The organism is Kocuria rhizosphaericola (genome assembly GCF_044462205.1).
Taxonomy (GTDB): Bacteria; Actinomycetota; Actinomycetes; order Actinomycetales; family Micrococcaceae; genus Kocuria; species Kocuria rhizosphaericola.
This window is the reverse complement of sequence record NZ_JBISWK010000082.1, coordinates 1-23,460: the sequence shown is the minus strand read 5'-3', so window position 1 is coordinate 23,460 and position 23,460 is coordinate 1. Positions and strand designations below refer to the sequence as shown.

21 protein-coding genes are annotated in these 23,460 nt (G+C 73.6%); 11 read left to right on the top strand and 10 right to left on the bottom strand.

Going from position 1 to position 23,460, the window contains the following annotated elements:
* A partial coding sequence (locus ACH9D2_RS08715) for a hypothetical protein (RefSeq protein WP_396362450.1) occupies window positions 1-248 on the top strand: 248 nt, incomplete at its 5' end.
* A 9-nt stretch (window positions 249-257) separates the two neighbouring features.
* Here the strand turns inward: ACH9D2_RS08715 and ACH9D2_RS08710 are convergent.
* Complete coding sequence (locus ACH9D2_RS08710) at window positions 258-893, bottom strand: YdcF family protein (RefSeq protein ID WP_396362449.1); 636 nt, start codon at window positions 891-893, stop codon at window positions 258-260.
* Window positions 894-1,089: 196 nt separating this feature from the next.
* Between ACH9D2_RS08710 and ACH9D2_RS08705 the strand changes: the two genes are divergently transcribed.
* Window positions 1,090-1,563, top strand: a complete 474-nt coding sequence (locus ACH9D2_RS08705; protein WP_396362448.1) for an acyl-CoA thioesterase — start codon at window positions 1,090-1,092, stop codon at window positions 1,561-1,563.
* A 10-nt stretch (window positions 1,564-1,573) separates the two neighbouring features.
* Here the strand turns inward: ACH9D2_RS08705 and ACH9D2_RS08700 are convergent, their stop codons facing one another.
* Both ACH9D2_RS08700 and ACH9D2_RS08695 read right to left on the bottom strand, forming a co-directional pair.
* Entirely contained in the window at window positions 1,574-3,439 is a 1,866-nt protein-coding gene (locus ACH9D2_RS08700; RefSeq protein WP_396362447.1) for a TIM barrel protein, read from the bottom strand.
* A complete protein-coding gene (locus ACH9D2_RS08695; RefSeq protein WP_396362446.1) occupies window positions 3,439-4,896 on the bottom strand; it encodes an MFS transporter in 1,458 nt (485 codons plus the stop codon). Before ACH9D2_RS08695 ends, ACH9D2_RS08700 begins: the two co-directional genes overlap by 1 nt.
* A gap of 172 nt (window positions 4,897-5,068) precedes the next feature.
* Here ACH9D2_RS08695 and ACH9D2_RS08690 point away from each other — a divergent pair, with 172 nt between their 5' ends.
* The gene (locus ACH9D2_RS08690; RefSeq protein ID WP_396362445.1) at window positions 5,069-5,839 is read left to right on the top strand and encodes an IclR family transcriptional regulator domain-containing protein; all 771 of its coding nucleotides are present in this window, start codon (window positions 5,069-5,071) and stop codon (window positions 5,837-5,839) included.
* Window positions 5,840-5,854: 15 nt separating this feature from the next.
* Here the strand turns inward: ACH9D2_RS08690 and ACH9D2_RS08685 are convergent, their stop codons facing one another.
* From ACH9D2_RS08685 to ACH9D2_RS08675, 3 genes are read right to left on the bottom strand one after another with little or no spacing between them, the layout of a single operon-like run.
* Entirely contained in the window at window positions 5,855-6,811 is a 957-nt protein-coding gene (locus ACH9D2_RS08685; RefSeq protein ID WP_396362444.1) for an aldo/keto reductase, read from the bottom strand.
* The gene (locus ACH9D2_RS08680) at window positions 6,808-7,491 is read right to left on the bottom strand and encodes a tetratricopeptide repeat protein (RefSeq protein ID WP_396362443.1); all 684 of its coding nucleotides are present in this window, start codon (window positions 7,489-7,491) and stop codon (window positions 6,808-6,810) included. The genes ACH9D2_RS08685 and ACH9D2_RS08680 overlap by 4 nt, the downstream gene beginning before the upstream one ends.
* A 43-nt stretch (window positions 7,492-7,534) precedes the next feature.
* Window positions 7,535-7,798 carry a PLDc N-terminal domain-containing protein gene (locus ACH9D2_RS08675; protein ID WP_396362442.1) on the bottom strand — a complete coding sequence of 88 codons (264 nt, stop codon included), beginning with the start codon at window positions 7,796-7,798 and terminating at the stop codon, window positions 7,535-7,537.
* Window positions 7,799-7,944: 146 nt separating this feature from the next.
* On the opposite strand from ACH9D2_RS08675, the gene ACH9D2_RS08670 reads away from it, so the two are divergent.
* Both ACH9D2_RS08670 and ACH9D2_RS08665 read left to right on the top strand, forming a co-directional pair.
* On the top strand, window positions 7,945-8,868 hold the full coding sequence (locus ACH9D2_RS08670; RefSeq protein ID WP_396362441.1) for a DUF2382 domain-containing protein: 924 nt from the start codon (window positions 7,945-7,947) through the stop codon (window positions 8,866-8,868).
* 228 nt (window positions 8,869-9,096) lie between these two features.
* Entirely contained in the window at window positions 9,097-11,343 is a 2,247-nt protein-coding gene (locus tag ACH9D2_RS08665; RefSeq protein WP_396362440.1) for a catalase, read from the top strand.
* Between the two features lie 108 nt (window positions 11,344-11,451).
* On the opposite strand, the gene ACH9D2_RS08660 is transcribed toward ACH9D2_RS08665, so the two are convergent.
* Window positions 11,452-12,834: a TIGR01777 family oxidoreductase gene (locus tag ACH9D2_RS08660; protein WP_396362439.1), complete on the bottom strand. Its 1,383-nt coding sequence runs from the start codon at window positions 12,832-12,834 to the stop codon at window positions 11,452-11,454.
* Window positions 12,835-12,982: 148 nt separating this feature from the next.
* On the opposite strand from ACH9D2_RS08660, the gene ACH9D2_RS08655 reads away from it, so the two are divergent.
* From ACH9D2_RS08655 to ACH9D2_RS08635, 5 genes are all read left to right on the top strand, one after another.
* Window positions 12,983-13,261 carry a hypothetical protein gene (locus tag ACH9D2_RS08655; RefSeq protein ID WP_396362438.1) on the top strand — a complete coding sequence of 93 codons (279 nt, stop codon included), beginning with the start codon at window positions 12,983-12,985 and terminating at the stop codon, window positions 13,259-13,261.
* Between the two features lie 127 nt (window positions 13,262-13,388).
* The gene (locus tag ACH9D2_RS08650; protein ID WP_396362437.1) at window positions 13,389-13,595 is read left to right on the top strand and encodes a hypothetical protein; all 207 of its coding nucleotides are present in this window, start codon (window positions 13,389-13,391) and stop codon (window positions 13,593-13,595) included.
* Between the two features lie 92 nt (window positions 13,596-13,687).
* Complete coding sequence (locus ACH9D2_RS08645; RefSeq protein ID WP_396362436.1) at window positions 13,688-14,266, top strand: histidine phosphatase family protein; 579 nt, start codon at window positions 13,688-13,690, stop codon at window positions 14,264-14,266.
* A 133-nt stretch (window positions 14,267-14,399) separates the two neighbouring features.
* On the top strand, window positions 14,400-19,322 hold the full coding sequence (locus ACH9D2_RS08640) for an NAD-glutamate dehydrogenase domain-containing protein (RefSeq protein WP_396362435.1): 4,923 nt from the start codon (window positions 14,400-14,402) through the stop codon (window positions 19,320-19,322).
* A gap of 8 nt (window positions 19,323-19,330) precedes the next feature.
* Window positions 19,331-20,773: a phytoene desaturase family protein gene (locus tag ACH9D2_RS08635; protein ID WP_396362434.1), complete on the top strand. Its 1,443-nt coding sequence runs from the start codon at window positions 19,331-19,333 to the stop codon at window positions 20,771-20,773.
* 7 nt (window positions 20,774-20,780) lie between these two features.
* Here the strand turns inward: ACH9D2_RS08635 and ACH9D2_RS08630 are convergent, their stop codons facing one another.
* The 3 genes from ACH9D2_RS08630 to ACH9D2_RS08620 form a co-directional block, all read right to left on the bottom strand.
* Window positions 20,781-21,404: a lytic transglycosylase domain-containing protein gene (locus tag ACH9D2_RS08630; RefSeq protein WP_396362433.1), complete on the bottom strand. Its 624-nt coding sequence runs from the start codon at window positions 21,402-21,404 to the stop codon at window positions 20,781-20,783.
* A gap of 83 nt (window positions 21,405-21,487) precedes the next feature.
* Window positions 21,488-21,874 carry a hypothetical protein gene (locus tag ACH9D2_RS08625; protein ID WP_396362432.1) on the bottom strand — a complete coding sequence of 129 codons (387 nt, stop codon included), beginning with the start codon at window positions 21,872-21,874 and terminating at the stop codon, window positions 21,488-21,490.
* Complete coding sequence (locus ACH9D2_RS08620; RefSeq protein WP_396362431.1) at window positions 21,778-22,356, bottom strand: hypothetical protein; 579 nt, start codon at window positions 22,354-22,356, stop codon at window positions 21,778-21,780. The genes ACH9D2_RS08625 and ACH9D2_RS08620 overlap by 97 nt, the downstream gene beginning before the upstream one ends.
* A 568-nt stretch (window positions 22,357-22,924) precedes the next feature.
* On the opposite strand from ACH9D2_RS08620, the gene ACH9D2_RS08615 reads away from it, so the two are divergent.
* Window positions 22,925-23,425, top strand: coding sequence for a DUF456 domain-containing protein (locus tag ACH9D2_RS08615; protein WP_396362430.1), 501 nt, complete (start codon window positions 22,925-22,927; stop codon window positions 23,423-23,425).
* Window positions 23,426-23,460: the final 35 nt, after the last annotated feature.

The window sequence follows — 23,460 nt, the reverse complement described above, 5'->3', positions numbered from 1 at the left end:
CCGACCCCGTGGACCCCATCACCGTCGCCGCAGCCCGGGCCCGCCTGGCCGCGGACGCGCACCGCGGCGTGGACTCCGAGGCGTGGGTCGCCGGGATCGCCGCCTCCGGCGGCCCCCACCGGCCCGGGACGCCGCGGCCCTCCGCGGGGGACGTCCTCTCCGGGCGCGACGACGCCCACACGGTCTCCTCCGAGGGCGACCGCCGGTCCGTCGAGTGGATCCGCGACCTCGCGGACCGGGGCGGCTGAGCGGTCCGGTCAGTCCACGGACTTCGGCTGCCCGGGCAGCTGCTGATCGCAGCCGGGGGTGAGCCAGGCCTTCACGAAGCCGCCGGACTGGTAGACGAACTCCCGAAGGTGGCCTCTCGGCACGGCCGGGTAGTCGAAGGAGAGCACGTCCAGCTCCCCGGAGTAGCAGCGTCCCAGCAGCAGGCGGGCCCGGGCGACGTGCTGGCGGTACGTGAGCGCGCTGACGTGGTCCCACCCGCGCTGCTCGCTGAGCGCGCGCAGCTCCATGGCCTCGCCCTGGGTGGTCGAGGGGTCGGGCCGGAAGCAGATCACCTCGTAGTCCTGGCCGCCGTCCTCCGCGCAGATCTGCGCGGCCCGCGCGTAGTACATCTTCCCCGAGGCGTCGCCGAGGTCCCGGGTGCCGGGGTTCGCCACGACGAGCACGGGCGCCACCCCTGCGTCCATGAGCCGCAGCGCCTCGGCCATGCGGGTCCGGTCCGGAGGGCCCAGGACGAGGAGGGCGTCCGAGCGCGCCGGGGCGTCGGTCCGGGGATGCTGGAACACGGCCCAGCCGGCGATCAGCCAGACCAGGCCCAGCGCGAGCACGGGGACGAGGACCCGGACCGCCCACACGGAGCGGCGGGTGGTGCGGGCACTTCGGGGCATCGCGCCGCTCCTCGCCGGTCGTCGGGACAGGGCCCGGGTCAGCCGACATTGTCGCACCCGTCGCTGGGCACGGGCGCCGTGTGACATGACGGGGCCGCCCGGCAGGAGGGCACGGGCCTACGATGTAGGACGCCGGTGCCGTGCGCACGGGCGTGCCGCGCGCACCGGAGTTCGACGACCGAGGAGGACGGACCGCATGAGGGTGGAGGACGAGTCCGGTGTGCTGTGCCGGGTGCCCATGCGCTGGGGCGACATGGACCCGTACGGGCACGTGAACAACGTGGAGGTCGTGCGGCTGCTCGAGGAGGCGCGGATCTCGGCCCTGGGCGTGCCCGTGGGCACGGGTGACCAGGTGGAGCCCCCGCTGATCCCCTTCTTCTCCGCGCTGCCGGAGGGCACCCAGGCGCTGATCACCGAGAACCGGATCAGGTACCTCCGTCCCCTCGAGTACCGCAACACGCCCGTGGAGGTCCGGGTGTGGGTGGTCTCGGCCCGCGGCGGGGCGCTGACGCTGGGCTTCGAGATCACCGACGTGGTCTCGCGCCGGGCGTGCGTGCGGGCCGAGACCCAGCTCGCGTTCTTCGTGCCCGCCACGGGGACGGTGCTGCGCATCTCGGCGGAGCAGCAGGAGCTCCTCGCCCCCCACGCGGGTCCGCGCGTCTTCCGCTGACCCGCCCCGTTCAGGCCTCCGTGCGCGCCCGGTGGGCCGCCTGCGAGCGCCGGTACTGCGCCGCGAGGCGGACCGGGGCGTTGGGCGCGCCGAAGCCGGCGTACCCGTTGCGGCGCTCGACCACCTCGAAGAACACCGTGCCCAGGGTCTCCGTGTAGAAGTGCAGGAACTCGCCCTCGGCGTCCCGGTCGTAGAGCAGGTGCAGCTCCTGCAGGGCGGCCACGAACCCCGCGTCGAGGTCGAAGCGGGCGTCGAGGTCCTCGTAGTAGTTCTGCGGCACGGGCAGGAACTTCAGCCCGCGCCGGCGTGCCCGCCGAGCCACGGCGAAGACGTCCGTGCAGGACAGCGCCACGTGCTCGGGGTAGGCCGCGCCCACGAAGGAGCCCTGTTCGGCGGCCGCCGGGGCCACGTTGAGCGGCATCCGCACCGCGCCGCCGGCCGAGCGCATCACCTGGCTGCGCACCAGCCCCGAGGGGCCGGGGACGTCCTGCGAGGCCTGCGCCTCGAGGGCGAGCACCGAGGTGTAGAACAGCACGGCCTCGTCGTAGTGCTGCCACGGCTGGGCCATGTTGACGTGGTCCACCCCGGCGACCAGGGCTCCGGTCCCGAGCTCGTCGTCCGCGCCGAACTCGCCCAGCCAGGCCGGGCTCCCGTCCGCCGTGCGCTCGCAGAAGAAGATCTCCGTGCCGTCCGGGGCGAACACGCCGCGCAGGACCTGCTCGCCGGGGCCCTGGGAGCGCGGGACGGGCAGGGCCTTGAGCCGGGCGGCCCGCTCGACGGCGGCGTCCGGGTCCGCGACCTCGAAGCCGAGGGCGGCGACCTCGGTGGGGGAGCCGTCCAGGACCGCGTCGTTGACGACGACGCGCACCGGTCCCTGCACCCACACCTGCACGTTCTCCTTGGACTGGTGGTGCCCGCCCAGGGCGAAACCGAGCTGGTGCAGGAGCCGGGTGGTCTCGCCGAGCCGTCCGGTGCGGATCTCCACGAAGTCGTAGCCGGCCGGCTCCTCGACCGCGGGCAGCGGCTGGAGCTCGAGCGTGTCCCGGGTCCGCTCGCCGGCCAGGGCCCGCCGGGTCCGGTCCTCGAGCCAGCGCAGGGAGCGCAGCCCGTCGACCGCCGTGCGGTTGACGTCGGCCTGGCGGAAGGCGTCGTTGAAGATCTCCAGGGACACCGGCCCGTCGTAGCCCGCGCGGACCAGGTGGGACATGAACCCGACCATGTCGAAGTCGCCCTCGCCGGGGAACACCCGGTGGTGGCGGGACCAGGACAGGACGTCCATGCTCAGCAGCGGGGCGTCGGCCAGCTGCACGAAGAAGATCTTCTCCGCCGCGATGTCCTCGATCGGCGCCGGGTCCCAGGCGCGGGAGAGGATGTGGAAGCTGTCGAGACAGGTCCCCACGGCCGGGTGGCCGGCGAGGTCCACGATCCGCTGGGCGCGCTCGAAGTCGTTGACGAACTTCCCCCAGGCCAGCGCCTCGTAGGCCAGCCGCACGTCGTAGCGGGCGGCGAGCTCGCCGAGCCGGCGCAGCTGCCCGGCCATGACCTCGTCGTCGTCGATCTCCGCCGTGGCCACGTTGGAGCACACGAGCACGGTCTCCGCCCCGAGCCGGTTCATCAGCCGGAACTTGGCCTCGGCCCGCCGCAGGTTCGCGGCGAGCTGCTCCGGGCCCACGGCGTCGAAGTCCCGGAAGGGCTGGTAGAGGTCCAGGCTCAGACCCAGCTGCCCGGCGAGATCCCGGATCTCCTCGGGGGAGGAGGGGGAGACGACCAGGTCCTGCTCGAACACCTCGATCCCGTCGAAGCCTGCGGCCGCGGCGGCGTGCATCTTCTCCTCGAGGGTGCCCGAGAGGCAGACCGTCGCGATCGAGGTGCGCATCAGCGTCCCGCTCCGGAGACGGCCGGCTCCGCACCCGCCGGCTCGGTGGCGCTCTGCGCTGCGGCGGCCCGCGCCTCGGCGTCCAGGGCGCGCAGTTCGGCGGCCTCGGTGCGCGAGGTGTGCAGCGCGTCGATCTCGTCGAGGGACTTCTTCGCCGTCTCCTTCGCGGTGAGCGCGGCGCCGCCGGAGATCAGGCACGCGACCGTGACGAACACGGCCACGCCCAGCCAGTTGTCGCCGGCGGGACCGGCCACGGCGGAGGCGAGGACGGGCGCGAAGCCGCCCGAGACCGCGAAGCCGATCTGCGTGCCCAGCGCCAGTCCGGTGACCCGCACCCGCAGCGGCAGCATCTCGGCGTAGAACGAGGGCCAGATGCTGTTGGCCATCGAGTAGAAGCACCCGGACATGACCGCGCCGAGCAGGAAGACGAGCGGCCAGTCCCCGGCGTGCACCGCCGAGAGGTAGGGGTACATCAGCACGGCGGGCCCGAGCACCCCCGCGAGGAAGACGGGCCTGCGGCCGATCCGGTCGGCGAGCACGGCCACGACCGGGATCACGAACAGGGCGACCGCGTTGGCCAGCACGGAGACCCACAGCATGGTGGAGCGGTCGAGGCCGACCACGGAGGTGGCGAACGAGAGGGACCACACCGTGAACACCACGTTGACCGTGTTGATCATGGCGGCCGCGGCGATGCGGACCACGGCGGCCCGGTGGTGCCTCAGGAGCACCCGCAGCGGGGACTCCGGCTGCTCCGCGGGCGCCTCGGCGCGGGCCTCCCGGAAGGCCGGGGGCTCCTCCAGGTGGCGGCGGATCAGGTAGGCGACCACCACGACGGCGGCGGAGAGCCAGAACGGCACGCGCCAGCCCCAGCTGAACAGCGCCTCCTCCGGCAGGAGGGTGAAGGGGATGAACACGGCGGTGGCCAGCAGGGTCCCGAACTGGGTGCCCTGCAGGGTCCAGCTCGTGGTGAACGCCCGGCGGTCCTCGTCGGCGTGCTCGAGCGACATGGAGATGGCGCTCGCCTGCTCGCCCGCGGCGGACAGGCCCTGGACCACGCGGCACAGCACGAGCAGGGCCGGGGCCAGCATCCCCACCTGGTCGTAGGTGGGGAGGCACCCGACGGCGAAGGTGGCCCCGCCGATCATGAACAGCGTGAGCATGAGCACGAACTTGCGGCCGAACCGGTCCGCCAGCGGGCCCATCACCAGCGCGCCCAGCGGCCGGACGATGTAGGCCACGCCCACGGTGCCCATGGCGAAGAGGATGGCCACGCCGGGGGACGTCCCGGCGGGGAAGAAGAGGTGGTTGAGCACCAGGGCGGCGGCGGTGCCGTAGACCGCGAAGTCGTAGTATTCGAGGGCGCTGCCGATCCAGCCGGCCAGTGCGGCCTTGCGGGGCGTCCTGCCGGACGGCGGTGAGGCCGTGGTCTCGGCGGTCGTCGCTGCTGAGCTCATGGAAGTCCTCCGGCTCGGTCCACAACACGAACCGACTCTCATATTGTGGAAACTACTTCTATTTTGTGATTATGATCGCTGTGAGCTCGTCCACATGTCAACCGCAGACCGAACGGAGCCCCGCTGTGAGAACACCGAGCCGGACCGCCGTCCCCGTCACCGGATGCCCCCGGTGACGGCCCCGGAGGCGGCGGGGCCCGCCCGCCAGGACATGGTGGGCAAGGCCCTCGGCCTGCTGGAGCTGCTGGGGGAGCACCCCGGCGGGCTGACCGCCGCCGAGGCCACCAAGATCTGCGGATACCCCTTCAGCACCACGTACCGGCTGCTCAACGCCCTCGTCCGGGACGGCTTCGCCGAGCTGCAGGAGGACCGGCGCTACGTCCTGGGGCTGAAGATCTTCCACGCCGCCCACAGCGTGGCCCAGCGCCTCGGGATCACCGGGACGGTCGTGCCCGTGCTGCGGCGGATGGTCGAGCGCACGGGGGAGTCCTGCCTGTTCGCGGTGCTGGACGGCGACCGCTTCCACACCCTCGCCAAGGAGGACGGACCTGACTTCCGGGTCACCTCCGACCCCGGCTACCGCGGCGCGCTGAACTCCTCGGCCCTGGGGCTGTGCCTGCTCGCGTTCGCCCCGGAGGACGTGCGCGAGCACCTCGTCGACACGGTCGAGCTCGAGGCGCGCACCCCGAGCACGCTCACGGACCGGGACGAGCTGCGCCGGCGGGTCGAGCGGATCCGGCGGGAGGGGTGGGCCACCCAGGACCAGGAGCACGACGTGGGGATGGTCGCCGTCGCGGTGCCCGTCCTGCGGCCGGGCGGGGGCTGCGTCGGCGCGCTCGCACTGTCCGCACCGGTGTTCCGGCACCGGGTCGAGGACCTCGTGGACATGGTGCCCGCCCTCCAGGAGGCGGCGGAGGAGCTGGGCGCGCGGCTCACCGGCTGAGCGTCCGGTGCGGGCTCAGGGGACGGACCGGCCGCGCGCCGCGGTGAGCAGGGCGTACCAGTCCTCGTGGCCCATCCGGGACGCGAGCTCCTCCGCCCCGGCGCACGCGGCGATCCGCTCCGGGTCCGTGGTCCCCAGCACCGGGCGGATCCCGCCGGGGTGCTTCAGGAGCCACGCGAGGACCACCGCCTCGCCGGAGGTGCCGTGCGCGGCGGCGATCCGGTGGACCGTCGCCGCGGTGGCCGCGGCGTGCTGGTCCTCCGGAGGGATCGGCGCACCGGTGTACAGGCCGCGGGCCAGGGCGCCCCACGCCTGCACCTCGATGCCGTCGGCCGCGCAGTACTCCAGGAGTCCTTCCGGGAACGAGTGCTCCGCGCCCTCGGGGTGGTTGGCCAGGATCTGCTGCTCCACGAAGCTCCGGTGCCGCAGGCTCAGCTCGAGCTGCACCGCGGTGACGGGCATGGTGAGCAGCTGCTGGTAGCGCGAGAGCTGGCGGGTCGACATGTTGGACAGGCCCACGGAGCGGATCAGACCCTCCTTGCGCAGCTCGTCCAGGGCTCCCGCGACCTCCCGGGGGTCGGCCAGCGGGTCGGGCCGGTGCAGCATGAGCCGCTCCACCGAGTCCACGCGGAGCCGGCGCAGGGATCCCTCGAGGCTGCTCCGGATCGTGTCCCGGTCCAGCCGGTAGTGGGTCGGCGCGCCGGGCGCGGCGGTGTTGCCCGGCAGCCGCACCCCGCACTTGGTCTGGAGCGTCGCTCTCCGTCCCAGCTCCGGGTCCTCCGCGAGGAGCTCGCCGAAGACCGCCTCGGACTTCCCGTGGGCGTAGATGTCGGCGTGGTCGAAGTCGGTGATGCCCGCGTCCAGCGCGGCGTGCACCGCGGCGCGGGCGCGGTCCACGGTCCGGGCGCTCGCCGGGGTGTCGTCCCACGACCCGCCGATGGTCATGCAGCCGTAGACCAGGCGTGAGCTCATGGGCGGTCCTCCCCCTCGGGCACGCCGGCGTCCCGGGCGGGGCTCTGCTGCTCCAGGCGCTGCTGCTCGGCGGCCCAGCGCAGGCGGGCGGCCGCCGCGTAGGCGGCCCCGGACTCCTTCATCCGGCCCGCGCGCTCGTAGAGCCGGCCCAGGGCGGTGAAGCACTCCGCCTGGTCCGTGGCCGTGGCCTCGGTCTCCTGGTAGAAGTCCAGGGCTCGGTTGTACGCGGTGATGGCCTGGGTGTGGCGCTCGCCCAGCTCGTACACCCGCCCCAGATTGACGTGGCACTGCGCCTGGTCCTGCGCCTCGTGCGGGGCGTCGAGGTACTGGCCCAGGGCGTCGAGGAGGTGTTCCTCGGCGTCGTGGGCGCGGTCCAGCTCGAGCAGCAGGCTGCCCAGGATCAGATGCGTGCGGGCCTTGTGCTTGCCGCTGCCCGGGATGTGGCAGAAGAGCCCGAGAGCGTTCTCGTAGGCCGTGACGGCACGGCCGGGACGGTTCATCCCGAGGTAGAGGTGGCCCAGGTTGTAGTGGCAGGCGGCCTGCTCCTGGGCGGAGTCGCCCTCCTCCTCGAAGAGGACGATGGCCTGCTGATAGGCGGTCTCGGCCTCGTCGAGCCGCCCGCGGTCCTCGGCGTCGAGGGCCCGGGTGAAGAACCCGTGCCCGTCCTGGGTGTAGCTCATGCGGATTCCTTTCTCGGCCGGGTCTCCCAGGGGGTGGAGGGGACTACGCGGGGTGCGGGTCCTGCGGGCGGGGGGCCCGGCGGCCCAGCGCGAACCACAGTCCGGCGCCGGCGACCGGGAACGCGAGGATCATGAGCAACCACAGCAGGCGCAGCACGGGATCCTGGGCCGGGCTGCGCAGCAGGGAGAACGAGGCGGCGACCATCAGCACGACGACGACCGCTCCGGCCACCGTCGCACCGCTCTCCCACGCTCCCGTCCGCACGGCCTCGGCGCCGCCGGCCGCGAGGACGGTCATGGTGCTCATGCATCGATACTGGCACCGCGGGAGCGGGTGGACAAGGGCGGGGGTGGGGGCGTGCCGGCGGCCGGTCCCCCGTAGAGTGGTCTGCACCACCACTCAGCACGCTGATAAAATCTGCACGACGACAGCAAACCCGAGGAGAGTCCACGATGTCCACCTCCGACGACCGCCCGTACGACCAGGAATCCGCCCACGAGGAGTCCACCGCCGGGCGCGCCGGCGGACGGGACACCGACGACACCGGGGTGGAGCGCCACGCGCCCAGCTCGGCGACCGAGCTCTGGGACCACAACGCCTACGGGCGGGAGGACGGCGACATCGGCGGCTCCGCCACCACGGGCCCGACCGACACGCGCGACCCGCGCGGCGGGGCCCCCGCCTACAACATCGACGCCGGGGACGACGACGCCGTCCGTCACGGCGACGACTCCGGCCGCGACGACGGCACGAACGTGCGCGAGACCGGCGAGTCGCTGACCGGGGCGGACGCCACGGCGGGCCACGGGCGCGAGAGCGTCGGCGGTGAGGGGCGCGACGAGCCGTCCGGCGCCCGCGGCCAGGCCTACGACCAGGAGGCGTCCGGCCGGGACGCCACCGCCCCGGCCGCCGGGGACCGGGACACGGCGGAGCGCGGTGCCGGTCGCCACGTCGCCGGCGGCGAGGACCGCGGCCCCGGGGGCGCCGGGTCCGTGCGCGGTGAGCACCAGGAGTCGAGCCCCTCCGTGGTCCGCCACGAGGAGCGGCTGCAGGTCGGGACGGAGCGGGTCGAGACCGGACGGACCCGGCTGCGCAAGTACGTGGTGGAGGAGCCCGTGCGCGCGGAGCAGACCCTGGCGTCCGAGGACGTCGAGGAGATCCGCACTCCCGTCACCGAGGAGGAGCGCGAGGCGTTCCTCGCCGGCCAGGAGCTGCCGGTGGGGGAGGACGAGGTCATCCTCTACCGGGAGGTGCCCGTGGTGCAGACGGTGCGCGTGCCCTACGAGCGTGTGCGGCTGGCCGTGCGCCGCACGGAGCGCACCGAGGTGGTCGAGGAGACCGTGCGCAAGGAGCGGATCGACGTCCAGGAGGACTGATTCCCCCCGTCCCGGACCCCCTCGGCCGCGCCGCCGAGGGGGTCCCTTCCGGTGGCGGGCGGTGTCCGGCCAGGCCGCCGCCGGCTGTTCACCCTGCGCGGAGGCACGGCCCAGGGGTTGTGTCCTGCCTCACGGGAGTGCAGTAATGATCAGTGAGCTGGTCGTTCCGGTCCGTGCGGACGGGGCCCGACCGGTGCCGACCACGTGACGACGACCGGGAGGTCCACCATGCGCAAGAGGCTGAACAGGATCAGGCAGAAGACCGAGGAACGCACGTCCATGACCCCCGGCGTCCCCGGCAGCGAGACCGCACCCGTCGCGGAGCCCACCACGCCCCGCCCTCCCCTGCCGCCCAAGCCCGACCAGGGCACGCCCGAGCCCGTGAGCCCCACGGGCCAGGACACCGGGATCGACCCGACCCTCAACGCCCAGGGCGGGGAGCACCTGACCACCGCCCACGGCGCCCGGCGCAGCGACACGGACCACTCCCTGAAGGCCGGCCGGCGCGGGCCCGTGCTCCTGCAGGACCACCACTTCCGGGAGAAGATCAGCCACTTCGACCACGAGCGCATCCCGGAGCGCGTCGTGCACGCCCGTGGCGCCGGCGCCCACGGGGTGTTCCGCTCCTACGGCACCGCGAGCAGGATCTCCTCCGCCGCGGTGTTCCAGAAGGACGTGGAGACCCCGGTCTTCGTGCGCTTCTCCACCGTTCTCGGCTCGCGCGGCTCCGCCGACCTCGCCCGGGACACCCGCGGCTTCGCCACGAAGTTCTACACCTCCGAGGGCACCTGGGACCTCGTGGGCAACAACATCCCCGTGTTCTTCATCCAGGACGCCATCAAGTTCCCGGACGTCATCCACGCGGGCAAGCCCCACCCGGACCGCGAGATCCCGCAGGCGCAGTCCGCCCACGACACCTTCTGGGACTTCGTCTCGCTGCACACCGAGGCGCAGCACCACACGATCTGGAACATGTCGGACCGCGGCATCCCCCGGTCCTACCGCACGATGGAGGGCTTCGGCGTCCACACGTTCCGCCTCGTCGACGACGCGGGCCGCAGCGTGCTCGTGAAGTTCCACTGGAAGCCGAAGCTCGGCGTGCACTCGGTGCTGTGGGAGGAGGCGCAGATCGCGATGGGCATGGACCCCGACGTGCACCGCCGGGACCTCGCCGATGCCATCGAGGCCGGCGCCCACCCCGAGTGGGAGCTCGGGGTGCAGGTCTTCGAGGACAACGAGGAGCAGGTCTTCGAGGGCATCGACCTGCTCGACCCCACGAAGATCGTCCCGGAGGAGCTCGCGCCCGTCGAGCCGGTCGGGCTGATGACGCTCAACCGCAACCCGTCGAACTTCTTCGCCGAGACGGAGCAGGTCGCCTTCAACCCCAACAACCTGGTCCGCGGCGTCGACGTCACCAACGACCCGCTGCTGCAGGGCCGGCTGTTCTCGTACCTGGACACCCAGCTCAGCAGGCTGGGCGGGCCCAACTGGACGCAGCTGCCGATCAACCGCCCGCACGCCCCGGTCAACGACATGCTGCGGGACGGGATGCACCAGACCGCCGTGCACTCCGGCGTCGCGCCCTACCACCCGAACTCGCTGGACGGGAACAACCCCTTCCCCGCCGAGGAGCCGGCCCGCCCCTTCATCGACCACCCGGCCTCGGTCGCGGAGTCGGTCAAGGAGCGCGGGAACCCCGTGTCCTTCGACGACCACTACAGCCAGACCCGCCTGTTCTGGCTGTCGATGAGCGAGGTCGAGAAGGAGCACATCGCGCAGGCGTACACCTTCGAGCTCGGCAAGTGCTGGGAGCAGTCGGTCAAGGAGCGCCAGCTGCAGGCGCTCGCCAACGTCGACGAGAAGCTCTGCGCCGTGGTCGCCCAGGGACTGGGCCTGCCGGCGCCGAAGCCGACCGTCAAGCACGGGAAGATCAAGCCGAGCCCGGCCCTGTCGCAGGTCGGCGGGCAGTGGCCCCTCGACGGCCGCCAGGTGGGCATCGTGGTGGGCCCGGACCCGGACGAGAACGACCTCGTGGCCGTGGTCTCCGCGATCGACAACGCCGGGATGGTGCCGCTGGTCATCGCCCCGCACGGCGGGCCGGTCGGGCGCGGCGGGAAGGTCGTGGCCCACCGGACCTATCTCACGGCGCGCTCCGTCGAGTTCGACTCGGTGCTCGTGGCCGGTGCCGTCCCCCCGGCCCCGGACGCGCAGCAGGGTCTCGACGCGAAGGCCGGAGCCGTCAGCACCGGCGGCGTGGACCCGCGCGTGCACCTGCTGCTCGGCGAGGTGTTCCGCCAGGCCAAGGCCATCGGCACCTGGGGCGCCAAGGGCCAGGTGCTCGCCGCGGCGGGTCTGCCCGGGGGCGCGCCCGGCGTGGTCTCCGGCAAGGACTCCGCCGCCGTGGTCGAGCAGGTGGTCACGCTCATGAAGAGCCACCGCGCCTGGGAGCGGTTCCCGGTCTCCGGCCGCCTCTGACACCGACCCCTTCCGCGAAGTCACCACTTCTGCCCGAGACCACCGTCGACCTGCGGTGAGCTCGGGCAGAAGTGGTGACTTCGGCGGCCGGGGCCCGGCGGGGAGGGGTCAAAAGCGGCCGAGCTCCTCCCGCAGCGCCGAGCCGAGGTCGGGGTGGCGGAACCGGTAGCCGCGGTCGATGGCGCGGTCCGCCGAGACCCGCTGGTCCGCGAGCGCCATGAGCTCCGCGCCCTCGGTGCCGAGCACGAGCTTCGGCCCGAACCCCGGTGTGGGCAGCAGGGCCGGCCGGCCGAGGACCTTCCCGAGGGTCCGGGCGTAGTCACGGCCCGTCACGGGCATCGGGGCCACGGCGTTGACGGGCCCGTGCAGGCCGGGGGAGAGCACCGCGTGGGCGAACAGGCCCACCACGTCGTCCAGCGAGATCCAGCTCAGCCACTGGTCCCCGGAACCGAGCCGTCCGCCCAGTCCCGCGAGGAACAGGGGCAGCTGGGCCTTGAGGGCACCGCCGGCGGGGCTCTGCACCACCCCGGTGCGCATCGTGACCACGCGCGTGCCGATGGCCTCGGCGTCCTGGGCGGCCCCTTCCCAGTCCGTGCAGACCTCGGCGAGGAAGTCGTCGCCCGGCGGGGACTTCTCCGTGACGGTCTCCCCGTGCGTGTCCGCCCCGTAGTACCCGACCCCTGAGGCGTTGACCAGTGCGGAGGGGGCCTCGTCGCCGAGAGCGGTGAGGGCCCGGACGAGCAGCCGGGTGCCGAGCACCCGTGAGTCGTGGATCTGCTCCTTCGCCGTGTCCGTGAGCCGCCCGCCGATGTTGCGCCCCGCCAGGTTCACCACGACGTCCACGCCCCGCAGCGCGGCGGGGTCCAGCTCCCCGGCCGCCGGGTCCCACGAGATCTCGAGGGGGGTGCGCGCCTCGCGGCGCACGAAGCGCAGGACCGTGTGGCCCCCGGTGCCGAGCAGCGCGGCGAGCTGGACGCCGATGGTGCCCGATGCCCCCGTGATGGCGACGGTCAGGGGGCGGCCGGGGTAGCGGCTGTGGAAGTCGAGGTCGGCGGCCAGCCGCCGGGAGCGGGCCTCGAACTGGCGTCCCAGGGCCGGGCTCATCAGCCGGTCCCCGAACGCCCTGCTGCCCGGCAGCGCGGCGTACTCCACCGTGTCGGTGACCAGGGTGCCGCCGTTCGCGTCGTCGTCGAACCGGTGGTGGTGCTCCCACGAGGCGAGCGGGCCCTTCACCATCCGGTCGCGGAACTCCCGGCCCGGGACGAAGCCGTGGTGCTCCGCGGTCCAGGGCACCGAGGCCAGCCCGTAGGAGCCGGGCACGGCGACCCGGAGCCGGGACCGCGTCCCGTCCCGCAGCGGGGGCGAGGACTCCTCCACCACGGATCCCGTCCAGGCGGGGGTCAGCCGTGTGAGCGCCCCAGGGCGGGCGTGCCAGGCGAAGACGTCCTCGACGGGATGGGGCACGCGGGAGCTGAACGTGAAGGTGGTCATGCGTGCCACTCAACCCGCAATGCCCCGGTTCGTCCAGGACCTCGCGCCGCAGGCCGTCCGTGTCCCCGCCCGGGCCCCTGGCGCCCGCTCTTCCCCGGACCCGCCCGGTTCGCTAGGGTGGACGCACGTTTTCGCGAAGGAGGTTGCCGTGACCACCCCGAACAACGACGACACGCCGGGCCTCGACGACGTCATCCAGCCCGAGGAGGACGCCCTGCCCCGCCGCATCCACCAGGGGCACGCAGGCATGCCGGAACGGCTCGACGACGACGCCCTCGCCGCGGCCACCGAGCAGGAACGGGTGGCCGCCGGGCTGCAGGACTGGGCGCCGGGGCAGGTCCCGCCGGCCGTCGACCCGCTGCCCGAGGGGTCCTCCGAGGCCGCCGACCGGGCCCAGCGGGGCCTGCCCGACGAGGAGCCCGGCTGACCGTCGGCCGCCCCCGGCGCGACCCTCCGAGGCCGCAGACCGGGCCGGCAGCGGACACCGTACCGGCAGAGCCCCTGACCGGCGAGGTCCCATCCCAGCAAGGTCCCATCCCAGCAAGGAGATCGACATGGCCGAGCGAGGCAACACCAAGCACAGCGCGGAACTGGACGACCAGATGAAGCAGGAGGTCGCCGGCGAGGTGGCCGGCCTCCAGCCCGACCACGTGGAGGAGCACCGGCAGACGGACCCGTGGGTCGACGACACCGACAGCCCGGAGGTGCGCTCCGCCGTCGAGGAGCGCGAGCGCGCTCCCCGCCCGGAGGACCAGCAGTAGCGGTCGGGGGCGGCCGGAGCCCCGGCCCGCGCGGTCGCAGGCTCCGGCCGTCCCGCTTGCCCCGGGGCGGGCCGTCGCCCAGAGTGGGGGACGTGAACACCCCCGGACGCATCGTGCTCATCCGCCACGGCCAGACCGACTGGAACCTCGAGGAGCGGCTCCAGGGCGCCACGGACGTCCCGCTCAACGACGCCGGGCGCGAGCAGGCCCGGGCCGCCGGCAGGCACCTGCGCGCCGAGGACCTCGGCTGGGACGTGCTGGTCTCCTCCCCGCTGGGCCGAGCCGTGGAGACCGCGCGGATCATCGGCGACGCCCTGGGCCTCGAGCTCGCGGCGACCTACGACGAGCTCGTGGAGCGCAGCTTCGGCCCGCACGAGGGCTCGCGCCTGGGCGGGCTCGAGGGATCCGCGCGGGAGCTGATCCTCTCCGCGGGCGAGCCGGCGGACGCGGTGGCCCGCCGCGGCCTGGCCGCCCTGCGCCGGATCCGCGACGAACACCCCGGTCGCAGCGTGCTGGTCGTGGCGCACGGTTCGCTCATCCGCCTGACGGTCTCCGAGCTCAACGGAGAGGCCCACCCCCGGGTCCGCAACTGCGAGGTGGTGCCCGTGCGGACGGAGGCCCTCGGCGCCGCGCGCCTGCGAGATGACGTGTCGGAGTCCACCGCACCCTGACAGCCCCGGGTTCCTTCAATAAGCTGAGGCCATCAGGGACGGTCCCACGAGGTGCCGTCCACCCCTGCGGCGGCGACGGTGGCGCACAGAACGTGACCCCGGCCGCCCACGGCGACGAAGGCGTGATGCGGCTGTGGCCTCTGACCAGTACACGATCCCCGACGAGGACCGGACCGAGGCGATCCGGGTGATCCCGAGGGCCCCCGAGTGGACCGGGGACCGGGCGTGGATCAACGAGTACTACCGCCACGTCCCGCAGGACGACCTCCTCGCCCGCACCGAGGACCAGTTGCGCGAGCGGGCCGAGCACCACCACGAGGTGGGCCGGGTCCGGGCGCCGCGGAAGACCGCCGTGGACGTGCGCCAGGAGGACTCGACCTCCGTGGTCTTCGTGGTCACCGAGGACGTCCCCTACCTCGTGAGCACCGTGTCCGCGGAGATCGCCGCCAAGTGGGGCGGCGCCCGCCTGGTCATCCACCCCGTGCTCGTCGCCGCCCGGGACGCGGACACCCACGAGCTGCGCGAGCTCCAGCAGGTGCCGGACTTCTCGGCCACCTCCAGCGGCGACACCACCGCGCTGCCCAGCCTGGCCGGCCTCCGCTCGGACGGCGGCACCACGCACGTCGTGGAGTCCTGGATCTCCGTGGAGCTGTCCCGGCAGATCTCGGACGAGACCGCCCAGGAGCTCGTGGACCGGCTCTCGAGCCTGCTCGAGGACGTCCGGCGGGTCGACGACGACCAGCCGGAGCTCAAGGAGCGCGTCGGACGGCTCGCCGAGGAGCTCGACCGGCTGCGGCAGCTGGACCTGCCCGAGGGCGGGCACCCGCCGCTGATCGGACCGTCCCAGGAGTTCCTGCGCTGGCTGGTCCGGGGAAACTTCATCCTCATGGGGTTCAAGGAGTACGACCTCGAGGACTCCGGCGAGGGCCTCGCCCTGACCAGCCGCCCCGGGACCGGTCTGGGCCTGCTCGTGGAGCACGACCGCAAGCCGCACCGGCAGGTCCTGACCGGGCTGGGCCGGGAGCACGCGCGCGAGGCCGGCACGCTGTTCATCACGAAGGCCAACCGCCGTTCGTCGATCCACCGCCGGGAGTACCTCGACTACATCGGCGTCGCGAAGTACGACGACGAGGGCCGGATCGTGGGCGAGTACCTGGTGCTGGGTCTGTTCACCCGCCGCGCCTACAACACGCCGGCCCGCGAGACGCCGCTGATCAAGGAGAAGATGGCCGAGGTGGCCGAGCGGTTCGGCTTCCTGGAGGACTCGCACTCGGCGCGGGACCTCATGGGCAACATCGAGGACTACCCGCGCGACGAGCTGTTCCACATGACCGCGGACGAGCTCTTCGAGATCATGCGCGGGGTCATGGGGCTGGACGAACGGCGGCAGACCCGCCTGTTCCTGCGCCAGGACCACTTCGGGCGGTTCATGTCCGCGGTCGTCTTCCTTCCCCGCGACCGGTACAACACGTCGGTGCGCGGGCGGATCGAGGCGGAGCTCAGGCGCACCTTCGACGCCGAGTCCATCGACTTCGACGCCCGGCTCTCCTCATCGACCCTCGCCCGCCTGTTCTTCCGCATCCGGCTCCCGTACACCGGCCAGGTGCAGTCCTTCGACCGCGCGGGCCTCGAGGCGCGGCTGCGGGCCGCGGTGCGGTCCTGGTCCGAGGCGCTGGCCCGCGCGATCCACCAGAACTTCCCGGAGGAGCTCGCACGGGACCACGCCGAGAACTGGGCCGAGGCGTTCCCGGACGCCTACCGGGCGGACTACGAGATCGAGGAGGCGATCGAGGACCTCCAGCGCTGCGAGGAGCTGTGGGGGCGGGACCCGGACCTGCCCGCGGAGGTGCGCGTCGTCGACGACCCCGGGGGCGTGCGGCTGAACATCTACCTCACCCGGTCCCTGTCCCTCACCGAGCTGCTGCCCATGCTGCAGAACCTCGGCCTGAAGGTCCTCGACCAGAAGCCGTACGAGATCACCCCCGCCGACGGCCGGCACTTCCAGCTCTACGACTTCGGGGTGCGGCTGCCGGAGGGCGTGGACGCGACCGGCCCGGAGGACGCCAAGACCGAGGACCTCATCGAGGACACGCTGTGCGCGGTGCTGTCCAACCGCTCCGAGTCGGACTCCCTGAACCGGCTGGTCCTGACGGAGCGCATGACGTGGCGGACCGTGGCCGTGCTGCGCTCCTACGTCCGGTACCTCCTCCAGCTGGGGCACCCCAACTCGTTCGACTACATCGCGGACACGCTCCTGGCGTTCCCCGACGTCACCCGGGCGCTGGTCGACTTCTTCGACGCGAGCTTCAACCCGGCGCTCGACGACGCCGTGCGCGGCTCCCAGCGCGACGCCGCGCAGGGCCGGCTCATCGACGCCCTGGACAAGGTGCCGACCCTGGACGCGGACAAGCTGCTGCGCGCGCTGGCCGAGATCATGGCCGCGACCCTGCGCACCAACGTGTACCGGCACCGCCCCACCATGGCGTTCAAGCTCGACCCCCGGCGGATCAGCACGGCCCCGCTGCCGCACCCCATGTTCGAGGTCTGGGTGTGGTCCCCGCGGGTCGAGGGCACGCACCTGCGCTTCGGGCCCGTGGCCCGCGGCGGCCTGCGCTGGTCGGACCGCCGCGAGGACTTCCGCACCGAGGTCCTGGGCCTGGTCAAGGCGCAGATGGTGAAGAACTCGGTGATCGTGCCCAACGGGGCGAAGGGCGGGTTCTACCCCAAGCAGCTGCCGGAGGCGGCCGTGGACCGCGACGCCTGGGTGGCCGAGGGCCGGGAGGCCTACAAGCTGTTCATCGCCTCTCTGCTGGACATCACCGACAACCTCGTCCGGGACGAGTCCGGCCAGGACGTCGCCGTGCACCCCGAGAACGTGGTGCACCGCGACGGCCAGGACGCCTACCTCGTGGTGGCCGCGGACAAGGGGACGGCCTCCTTCTCGGACACCGCCAACGCGATCTCCGCGGAGTACGGGTTCTGGCTCGGGGACGCCTTCGCCTCCGGCGGCTCGGTCGGCTACGACCACAAGGCCATGGGCATCACCGCCCGGGGGGCGTGGGAGTCGGTGAAGCGGCACTTCTTCGCCCTCGGCGTCGACACCCAGGCCGAGGACTTCACCGTGGTGGGCGTGGGGGACATGTCCGGCGACGTGTTCGGCAACGGCATGCTGCTGTCCGAGCACATCCGGCTGCTGGCCGCGTTCGACCACCGCGACATCTTCCTCGACCCCGACCCGGACCCGGCCGTCTCCTACGCCGAGCGCGAGCGCCTCTTCGGACGCCCCCGGTCCTCGTGGCAGGACTACGACCCGGAGAAGATCTCGGCCGGCGGCGGCGTGTACTCGCGCACCGCGAAGTCCGTGCCGATCTCCCCGCAGGTCCGCGAGGCCCTCGACCTCGCCGAGGGCGTCGAGGAGCTCTCCCCGATCGAGCTGATGCGGGCCATCCTGACGGCGCCCGCCGACCTGCTGTACAACGGCGGGATCGGCACGTACGTGAAGTCGGCGCAGGAGACCTCCTCGGACGTGGGGGACAAGGCCAACGACTCGATCCGCGTCGACGGCCAGGACCTGCGGGCCAAGGTCGTCGGCGAGGGCGGCAACCTGGGCTGCACCCAGCTCGGCCGCGTGGAGGCCGCACTGAACGGGGTGCTGATCAACACGGACGCGATCGACAACTCCGGCGGCGTGGAGTCCTCCGACCGCGAGGTCAACATCAAGATCCTCGTGGACCGGATGGTCGTGGCCGGGGAGCTCTCCGCGGAGGAGCGCGCCGGCTTCATCGAGGCCATGACCGACGAGGTCGCCGGGCTGGTGCTCGAGACGAACGTGGCCCAGAACGTGCTGCTCACCACGGAGCGGGCGCGCGTGCGGTCCCTCAACGAGGCCTACATCCGGTTCATGCACTGGCTCGAGGAGGCGGCCGACCTCGACCGGGAGATCGAGTTCCTGCCCTCCGACGAGCAGCTGCGCGAGCGGGTCCGCACCGGCCACGGGCTCACGTCCCCGGAGCTGTCCGTGCTGGCGGCCTACGCCAAGATCCAGCTCTCGGAGGCCCTGGTCGAGGGCGGCCTCGCCGAGGACCCGTGGTTCGTGGAGGTCCTGGAGGCCTACTTCCCGGAGCAGATCACGCAGCGCTTCGGCGAGCTCGTCGGCACCCACCCCCTGCGCGCCGAGATCATCGGCACGGTGGTGGCCAACCAGATGGTCAACTACGGCGGCATCCCCTTCGTCTACCGCGTGATGGAGGAGACCGGCTGCGGACCCGTGGAGGTGGCGCGGGCCTTCGTGGCGGCGGTGCAGATCTACGAGATCGACCGCTACGCCCACCAGCACCGGGAGCTGCCCGCGGAGGTGCCCACCGAGATGTGGGACCGGATGTTCCTGGACATGCGCCGCCTGCTGGACCGCGTGGTGCGCTGGCTCATCAACCGGGAGGAGACCGCCAACCCGGTGGCCGAGGTCATCGACCGCTACAAGCCCACCGTGGACATCCGGTTCCTCGAGGACCGGCTGCTCGGGGAGGACTCCCGGCAGCGGGTCGACTCCCGGGCGGAGGCCGCCGAGCGCCAGGGCGTCCCCGGGCCCCTGGCCACGGAGTGGTCGCAGCTGCTGGACGCGTTCGCGCTGCTCGACGTCGCCCGCCTCGCCCACGCCTCCGGCGAGGCGATCGCCGAGGACGGCGGCCTCGACGAGGAGCAGATCAAGACCATCGCCAAGGTCTACTTCCGGCTCTACGACCGCTACCGCATCGAGAGCCTGCTCAACCGCATCACCGGCCTGCCGCAGACCACGCGCTGGGAGAACCTCGCGCGGATGTCCATGCGGGAGGACGTCTACGCGACCCTGGTGGCCCTTGCCGACCAGGCGCTCGAGGCGCCGGGGCAGGGCGCGCGGGAGAAGGTCGAGTCGTGGGAGTCCAGCAACGAGTCCCGCCTGAGCCGGCTGCGCGACGTGCTGGGGGAGATCGAGGCCGAGGACACGGGTGAGGCCTCCGCCGAGCTCGCGTCCCTGTCCGTGGCGCTGCGGACCATGCGCAGCGCACTGGCCGGGTAGGACGGCCCGTGCAGGGAACGGCCGCGGTCGTCGGCTCGGGGCCCAACGGGCTGGCCGCGGCCGTGGTGCTGGCCCGTGCGGGGCTCGACGTCACGGTCCACGAGGCGGCGGGCTCGGCCGGGGGCGCGGCACGCTCCTCCGCCGCGCTCGGCGCCGGCACGGTGGTCGACCTCGGCTCCGCCGTGCACCCTTTCGGCGTGGCCAGCCCGCTGTTCGCGCAGCTGGGCCTGCACCGGCACGGCCTGGAGTGGCTGCATCCGCCGGTCGTCGCGGCGCACCCGCTCGACGACGGCCCGCCGGGCCTGCTGCACCGCTCGCTCGAGCGCACGGCGGCAGGGCTGGGCGCGGACGGCCGGGCCTGGTCCCTGCTGCACCGCGGCGTGGTGGAGCGCTGGGAGGAGACGGTCGAGTCGGTGCTGGGCCCGCTCGTGCGGGCGCCGGAGCACCCGCGGGCGCTGGCGTCCTTCGGCCTGCGCGCGCCGTGGCCCGCCGCGGCCACGGCGCGGGCGCTGTTCCGCACCGAGCAGGCCCGTGGGCTCTTCGCCGGGTCCGCCGCCCACGCGGTGCTGCCCCCGCGGCACGCCCTGACCTCCGCCTTCGGGACGCTGTTCGGCGCCGCCGCCCACGCCACGGGGTGGCCGGTCGCGCGCGGCGGGACCCAGGCCGTGGCCGACGCCCTGGTGGCCGATCTCGTGGAGCACGGCGGCCGGGTGCTCGTCGACTCCCCGGTGACGGACCTCGCCCGGGTGCGACCGGCCGACGTCGTCCTGCTGGACCTCACGCCCCGGCAGGTGCTGGGCCTGCGCGGGCTCGAGCTGCCGGACCGGTACCGGCGGGCGCTGGCCCGGTGGCGCTACGGCACGGCCTCCTACAAGGTGGACCTGCTGCTGGACGGCCCCGTGCCGTGGCGGGACCCGCGCGTGGCGGAGGCCGGGACCGTGCACGTGGGCGGGACGCTCGCCGAGATCGGTGCCGCGGAGGAGCAGGCACGGGCGGGCCGGCTCCCGGAGCGCCCGTTCGTGCTCGTGGCGCAGCAGGGGGCCGCCGACCCGTCCCGGGCACCCGCGGGCCGGCAGGTGCTGTGGGCCTACGCCCACGTCCCGCACGGGTGCGACGACCCGAGGGCGGGGGAGCGGGTGCTCGACCAGCTCGAGCGCTTCGCCCCCGGGGTCCGCGACCGGATCCGGGGACGCGTGGACACCTCGCCGTCCCGGCTGGAGGCGTGGAACGCGAACCTCGTGGGCGGGGACATCGGCGGCGGCGCCCTGGACGGGCTGCAGCAGGTGTTCCGGCCGGCCGTGCAGGCCGACCCCTACGCGACCGGCGTGCCGGGGGTCTGGCTGTGCTCGTCGTCGACCCCGCCGGGCGGTGGGGTGCACGGCATGGCCGGGTACCACGCGGCCCGGCGGGCGCTGCGGGGCCTCGCGAGGAGCCGGCGGGCCGCCGGCTGACCGCGGCTCAGGCGCCGATCCCGGCGTACTTCGTGGCCGCGAGCTCGCGGATCTGCGCCACGTAGCCGCGGGTCTCCGCGAACGGGGGGATCCCGCCGTGCCGCAGGACCGCCGTGGGCCCGGCGTTGTAGGCGGCGAGCACCAGGTCGATCTCCTCCTGGGCCGAGGCGGGTGCCAGCCCCTGCACCATGCGCCGCAGGTCCTTGAGGTAGACGCCCTGGGCGCGGATGGCGGACCGCGGGTCGAAGGGGTCGCCCCGCCCGTAGCGCTTCCACGTGTCCGGCATGAACTGGGCGAGGCCCTGCGCCCCGGCGTGGCTGACGGCCCGCGGGTCCCACCGGCTCTCGACGTCCAGCTGGGCGGCCACGATCTCGGGCGGGAGCCCGGAGAGCTCGGCGGCGGCCAGGACGTCGTCGCCCCACGGCTCCGGGACGGGGGCGGTGCGGCTCGGCCCGTCGCCGGGGGGCGGCCCGCAGCACCCGGGGGTGTTGGCGTGGAAGAGCCCACCGGTCCCGACCAGGAGCAGCACCACGGAGGCCAGCAGGAACCACGGGGAACCGCGCGGGGCGGGTTCCCCGGTGCCGGCCCTCTCGGTGCCGGGGCGCGCGGGGTCCAGGACGGTGGTGGCCATCCGTTCCAGGCTAGGAGGGCCCGCCCGTCCCGGTCTGCGGCCTCTTGGGGGGACAGCGCGGGCCCCGCCCGGCGGGGGACGGGTCAGCCGGTGACCTCGATCGGGCCGCGGGCGCCTCGTTCGGCCTCCACGAGGGAGTGGTTGACGAAGGGGCAGGTGCCCGGCTCGGCGAACTCCAGCTCCACGAAGCCGCCCTGGGTGGGTGCCAGGTCGAGGGCCTGGGCCCCTCCGGTCGACACGCCCCTGGGCTCCAGGAGGTAGGCGCCCTCCGTGTGGACGGTGTCGAACTGACCGCCCGCCACGTGGAAGCTCAGCCCCGTGGACGGACCGGCCGCGAGGACCCGGATCCGCACCCGCTCGCCGGTGCGGGCGGTCAGCGGCTCGTGCAGGTACTGGGTGGCGTGGCCGTTGAAGACCGTGAGGCTGGGGGCGCCGGCCGGGATCCCGGCGGGATCCACCCCCGCGTCCACCTCCGTCTCCTCGTCACAGGGAGGTCCTCGGGCGGGCCCAGGTGCGTCTCGTTCTGCACGAGGAGGTAGTCGCGGTCCACCTCCGGGAGCCCCGGCGGGTCGATCACCACGGCGCCGAACATGCCCGCCGCCACGTGCGTGCTCATCGGCGCGGTGGAGCAGTGGTAGAGCCAGATGCCGGAGCGCACCGCCTCGAAGCAGTGGACCAGGGACTCCCCGGGGGTGATGTCGTGCTCGCCCTCCGCGACGTCGAGGTCCACCCGGGGCACCCGGCGGCCGTCCTCCTGCGCGCCCTCCCCGACGGCTCGAGCACGGGGGAGCGGACCTCGGCGCCCTCTCCGGGGGGCGGCCTCGAGGTCCGCCCCGGCGGCCGGGCGCCCCGCCACCGAGGTCCGGGCGGCGGAGACCATGAGCGGGACGAACGCGAAGAGCGCCGCCGCGTCGAACCCGCGCAGGACCACGACGAGGACGGCGGCGACCACGGTGGCCGCCCACCACAGGACGCCGGCAGCAGGAAGGCCGCGAGCACGTGGTAGCGCACGGTCACGGCGAACCGGCACGGCAGCGCCGTGCGCAGCTGCCGGAGCAGGGCCCCGCCGTGCCGGGCCACCGCGGAGCCCACGGCGGTCGACGCGACGAGCACCAGCCCGTACCAGCCGGTGAGGAGCCCCACGACCAGCAGCACGGTGCCGGCGTTGAGCAGCCATGTCCGGGCCGGCTGCCGGCCCCGGGCGTCGTCGGGCACCCGGTTCTTCAGCAGGGAGCCGGTGAAGTGCTGGGACCGCACCAGGACCGAGTTGGTCACGAGCCCCAGGGTGACGACGTGCACCAGCAGCCACCGCGTCTCCGGGATCCGGCGGTGGAAGAGGACGACGAGCAGCAGGACCGCGCCATCCACAGGCGGACCGGTCGGCCGGCTCGGCGGTGCCAGGACGTCCGCCCCCGGGGACGTGCGGATGCGTGCACGGAGTTCACCTGCTCAGCTGATCAGCAAAGCAGATACCAGTATGGAGTGCGGTCCTCGCCGGGCGTGCCGCCTACGATGAGGACGTGACTGCCGAGATCATCGCGACCCTCATCACCGCCGTCCTGCTCGTCGTCGGGTGCCTCGGCGTCGTGGTGCCGGTCCTGCCGGGCTCGATCCTGATCGTGGTCGGGCTGCTGGTCTGGGCGTTCACGGTCCAGGCCGTGGAGGGCTGGACCGTCCTGGCCGTGGGCTCCGTGCTGGCGGTCGCCGGAATGGCCGCGAGCGCCGTGCTCACGGGGACCCGGCTGAAACGCCGGCAGATCCCCAACCGCTCCCTCCTCTACGCCGCGGCCGGGGCCGTGGTGGGGCTGTTCGTCATCCCGGTGGTCGGGATCCTCGTGGGGTTCTTCGTGGGCCTGCTGCTGAGCGAGACCGCCCGCCGGCGCGACCTCCGTGCGGCGCTGGACGCCAGCTGGGCGGGGCTCAAGGCGGCGGGCCTGGGGATCGTCGTGGAGTTCGCGTGCGCGCTCGCCGCCTCCACGGTGTTCGTGCTGGGCGCCCTGGTCCTCTTCACGACCGCCTGAGCCCGAGCCGGGTCCGGGCCCGGCCCGGGCACGCC

Bases quoted from the DNA above. Each gene is read 5' to 3' on its own strand.
- ACH9D2_RS08710 (WP_396362449.1), bottom strand. From the start codon at position 893: ATGCCCCGAAGTGCCCGCACCACCCGCCGCTCCGTGTGGGCGGTCCGG.
- ACH9D2_RS08705 (WP_396362448.1), top strand. From the start codon at position 1,090: ATGAGGGTGGAGGACGAGTCCGGTGTGCTGTGCCGGGTGCCCATGCGC.
- ACH9D2_RS08700 (WP_396362447.1), bottom strand. From the start codon at position 3,439: ATGCGCACCTCGATCGCGACGGTCTGCCTCTCGGGCACCCTCGAGGAG.
- ACH9D2_RS08695 (WP_396362446.1), bottom strand. From the start codon at position 4,896: ATGAGCTCAGCAGCGACGACCGCCGAGACCACGGCCTCACCGCCGTCC.
- ACH9D2_RS08685 (WP_396362444.1), bottom strand. From the start codon at position 6,811: ATGAGCTCACGCCTGGTCTACGGCTGCATGACCATCGGCGGGTCGTGG.
- ACH9D2_RS08680 (WP_396362443.1), bottom strand. From the start codon at position 7,491: ATGAGCTACACCCAGGACGGGCACGGGTTCTTCACCCGGGCCCTCGAC.
- ACH9D2_RS08675 (WP_396362442.1), bottom strand. From the start codon at position 7,798: ATGAGCACCATGACCGTCCTCGCGGCCGGCGGCGCCGAGGCCGTGCGG.
- ACH9D2_RS08670 (WP_396362441.1), top strand. From the start codon at position 7,945: ATGTCCACCTCCGACGACCGCCCGTACGACCAGGAATCCGCCCACGAG.
- ACH9D2_RS08665 (WP_396362440.1), top strand. From the start codon at position 9,097: ATGCGCAAGAGGCTGAACAGGATCAGGCAGAAGACCGAGGAACGCACG.
- ACH9D2_RS08660 (WP_396362439.1), bottom strand. From the start codon at position 12,834: ATGACCACCTTCACGTTCAGCTCCCGCGTGCCCCATCCCGTCGAGGAC.
- ACH9D2_RS08650 (WP_396362437.1), top strand. From the start codon at position 13,389: ATGGCCGAGCGAGGCAACACCAAGCACAGCGCGGAACTGGACGACCAG.
- ACH9D2_RS08630 (WP_396362433.1), bottom strand. From the start codon at position 21,404: ATGGCCACCACCGTCCTGGACCCCGCGCGCCCCGGCACCGAGAGGGCC.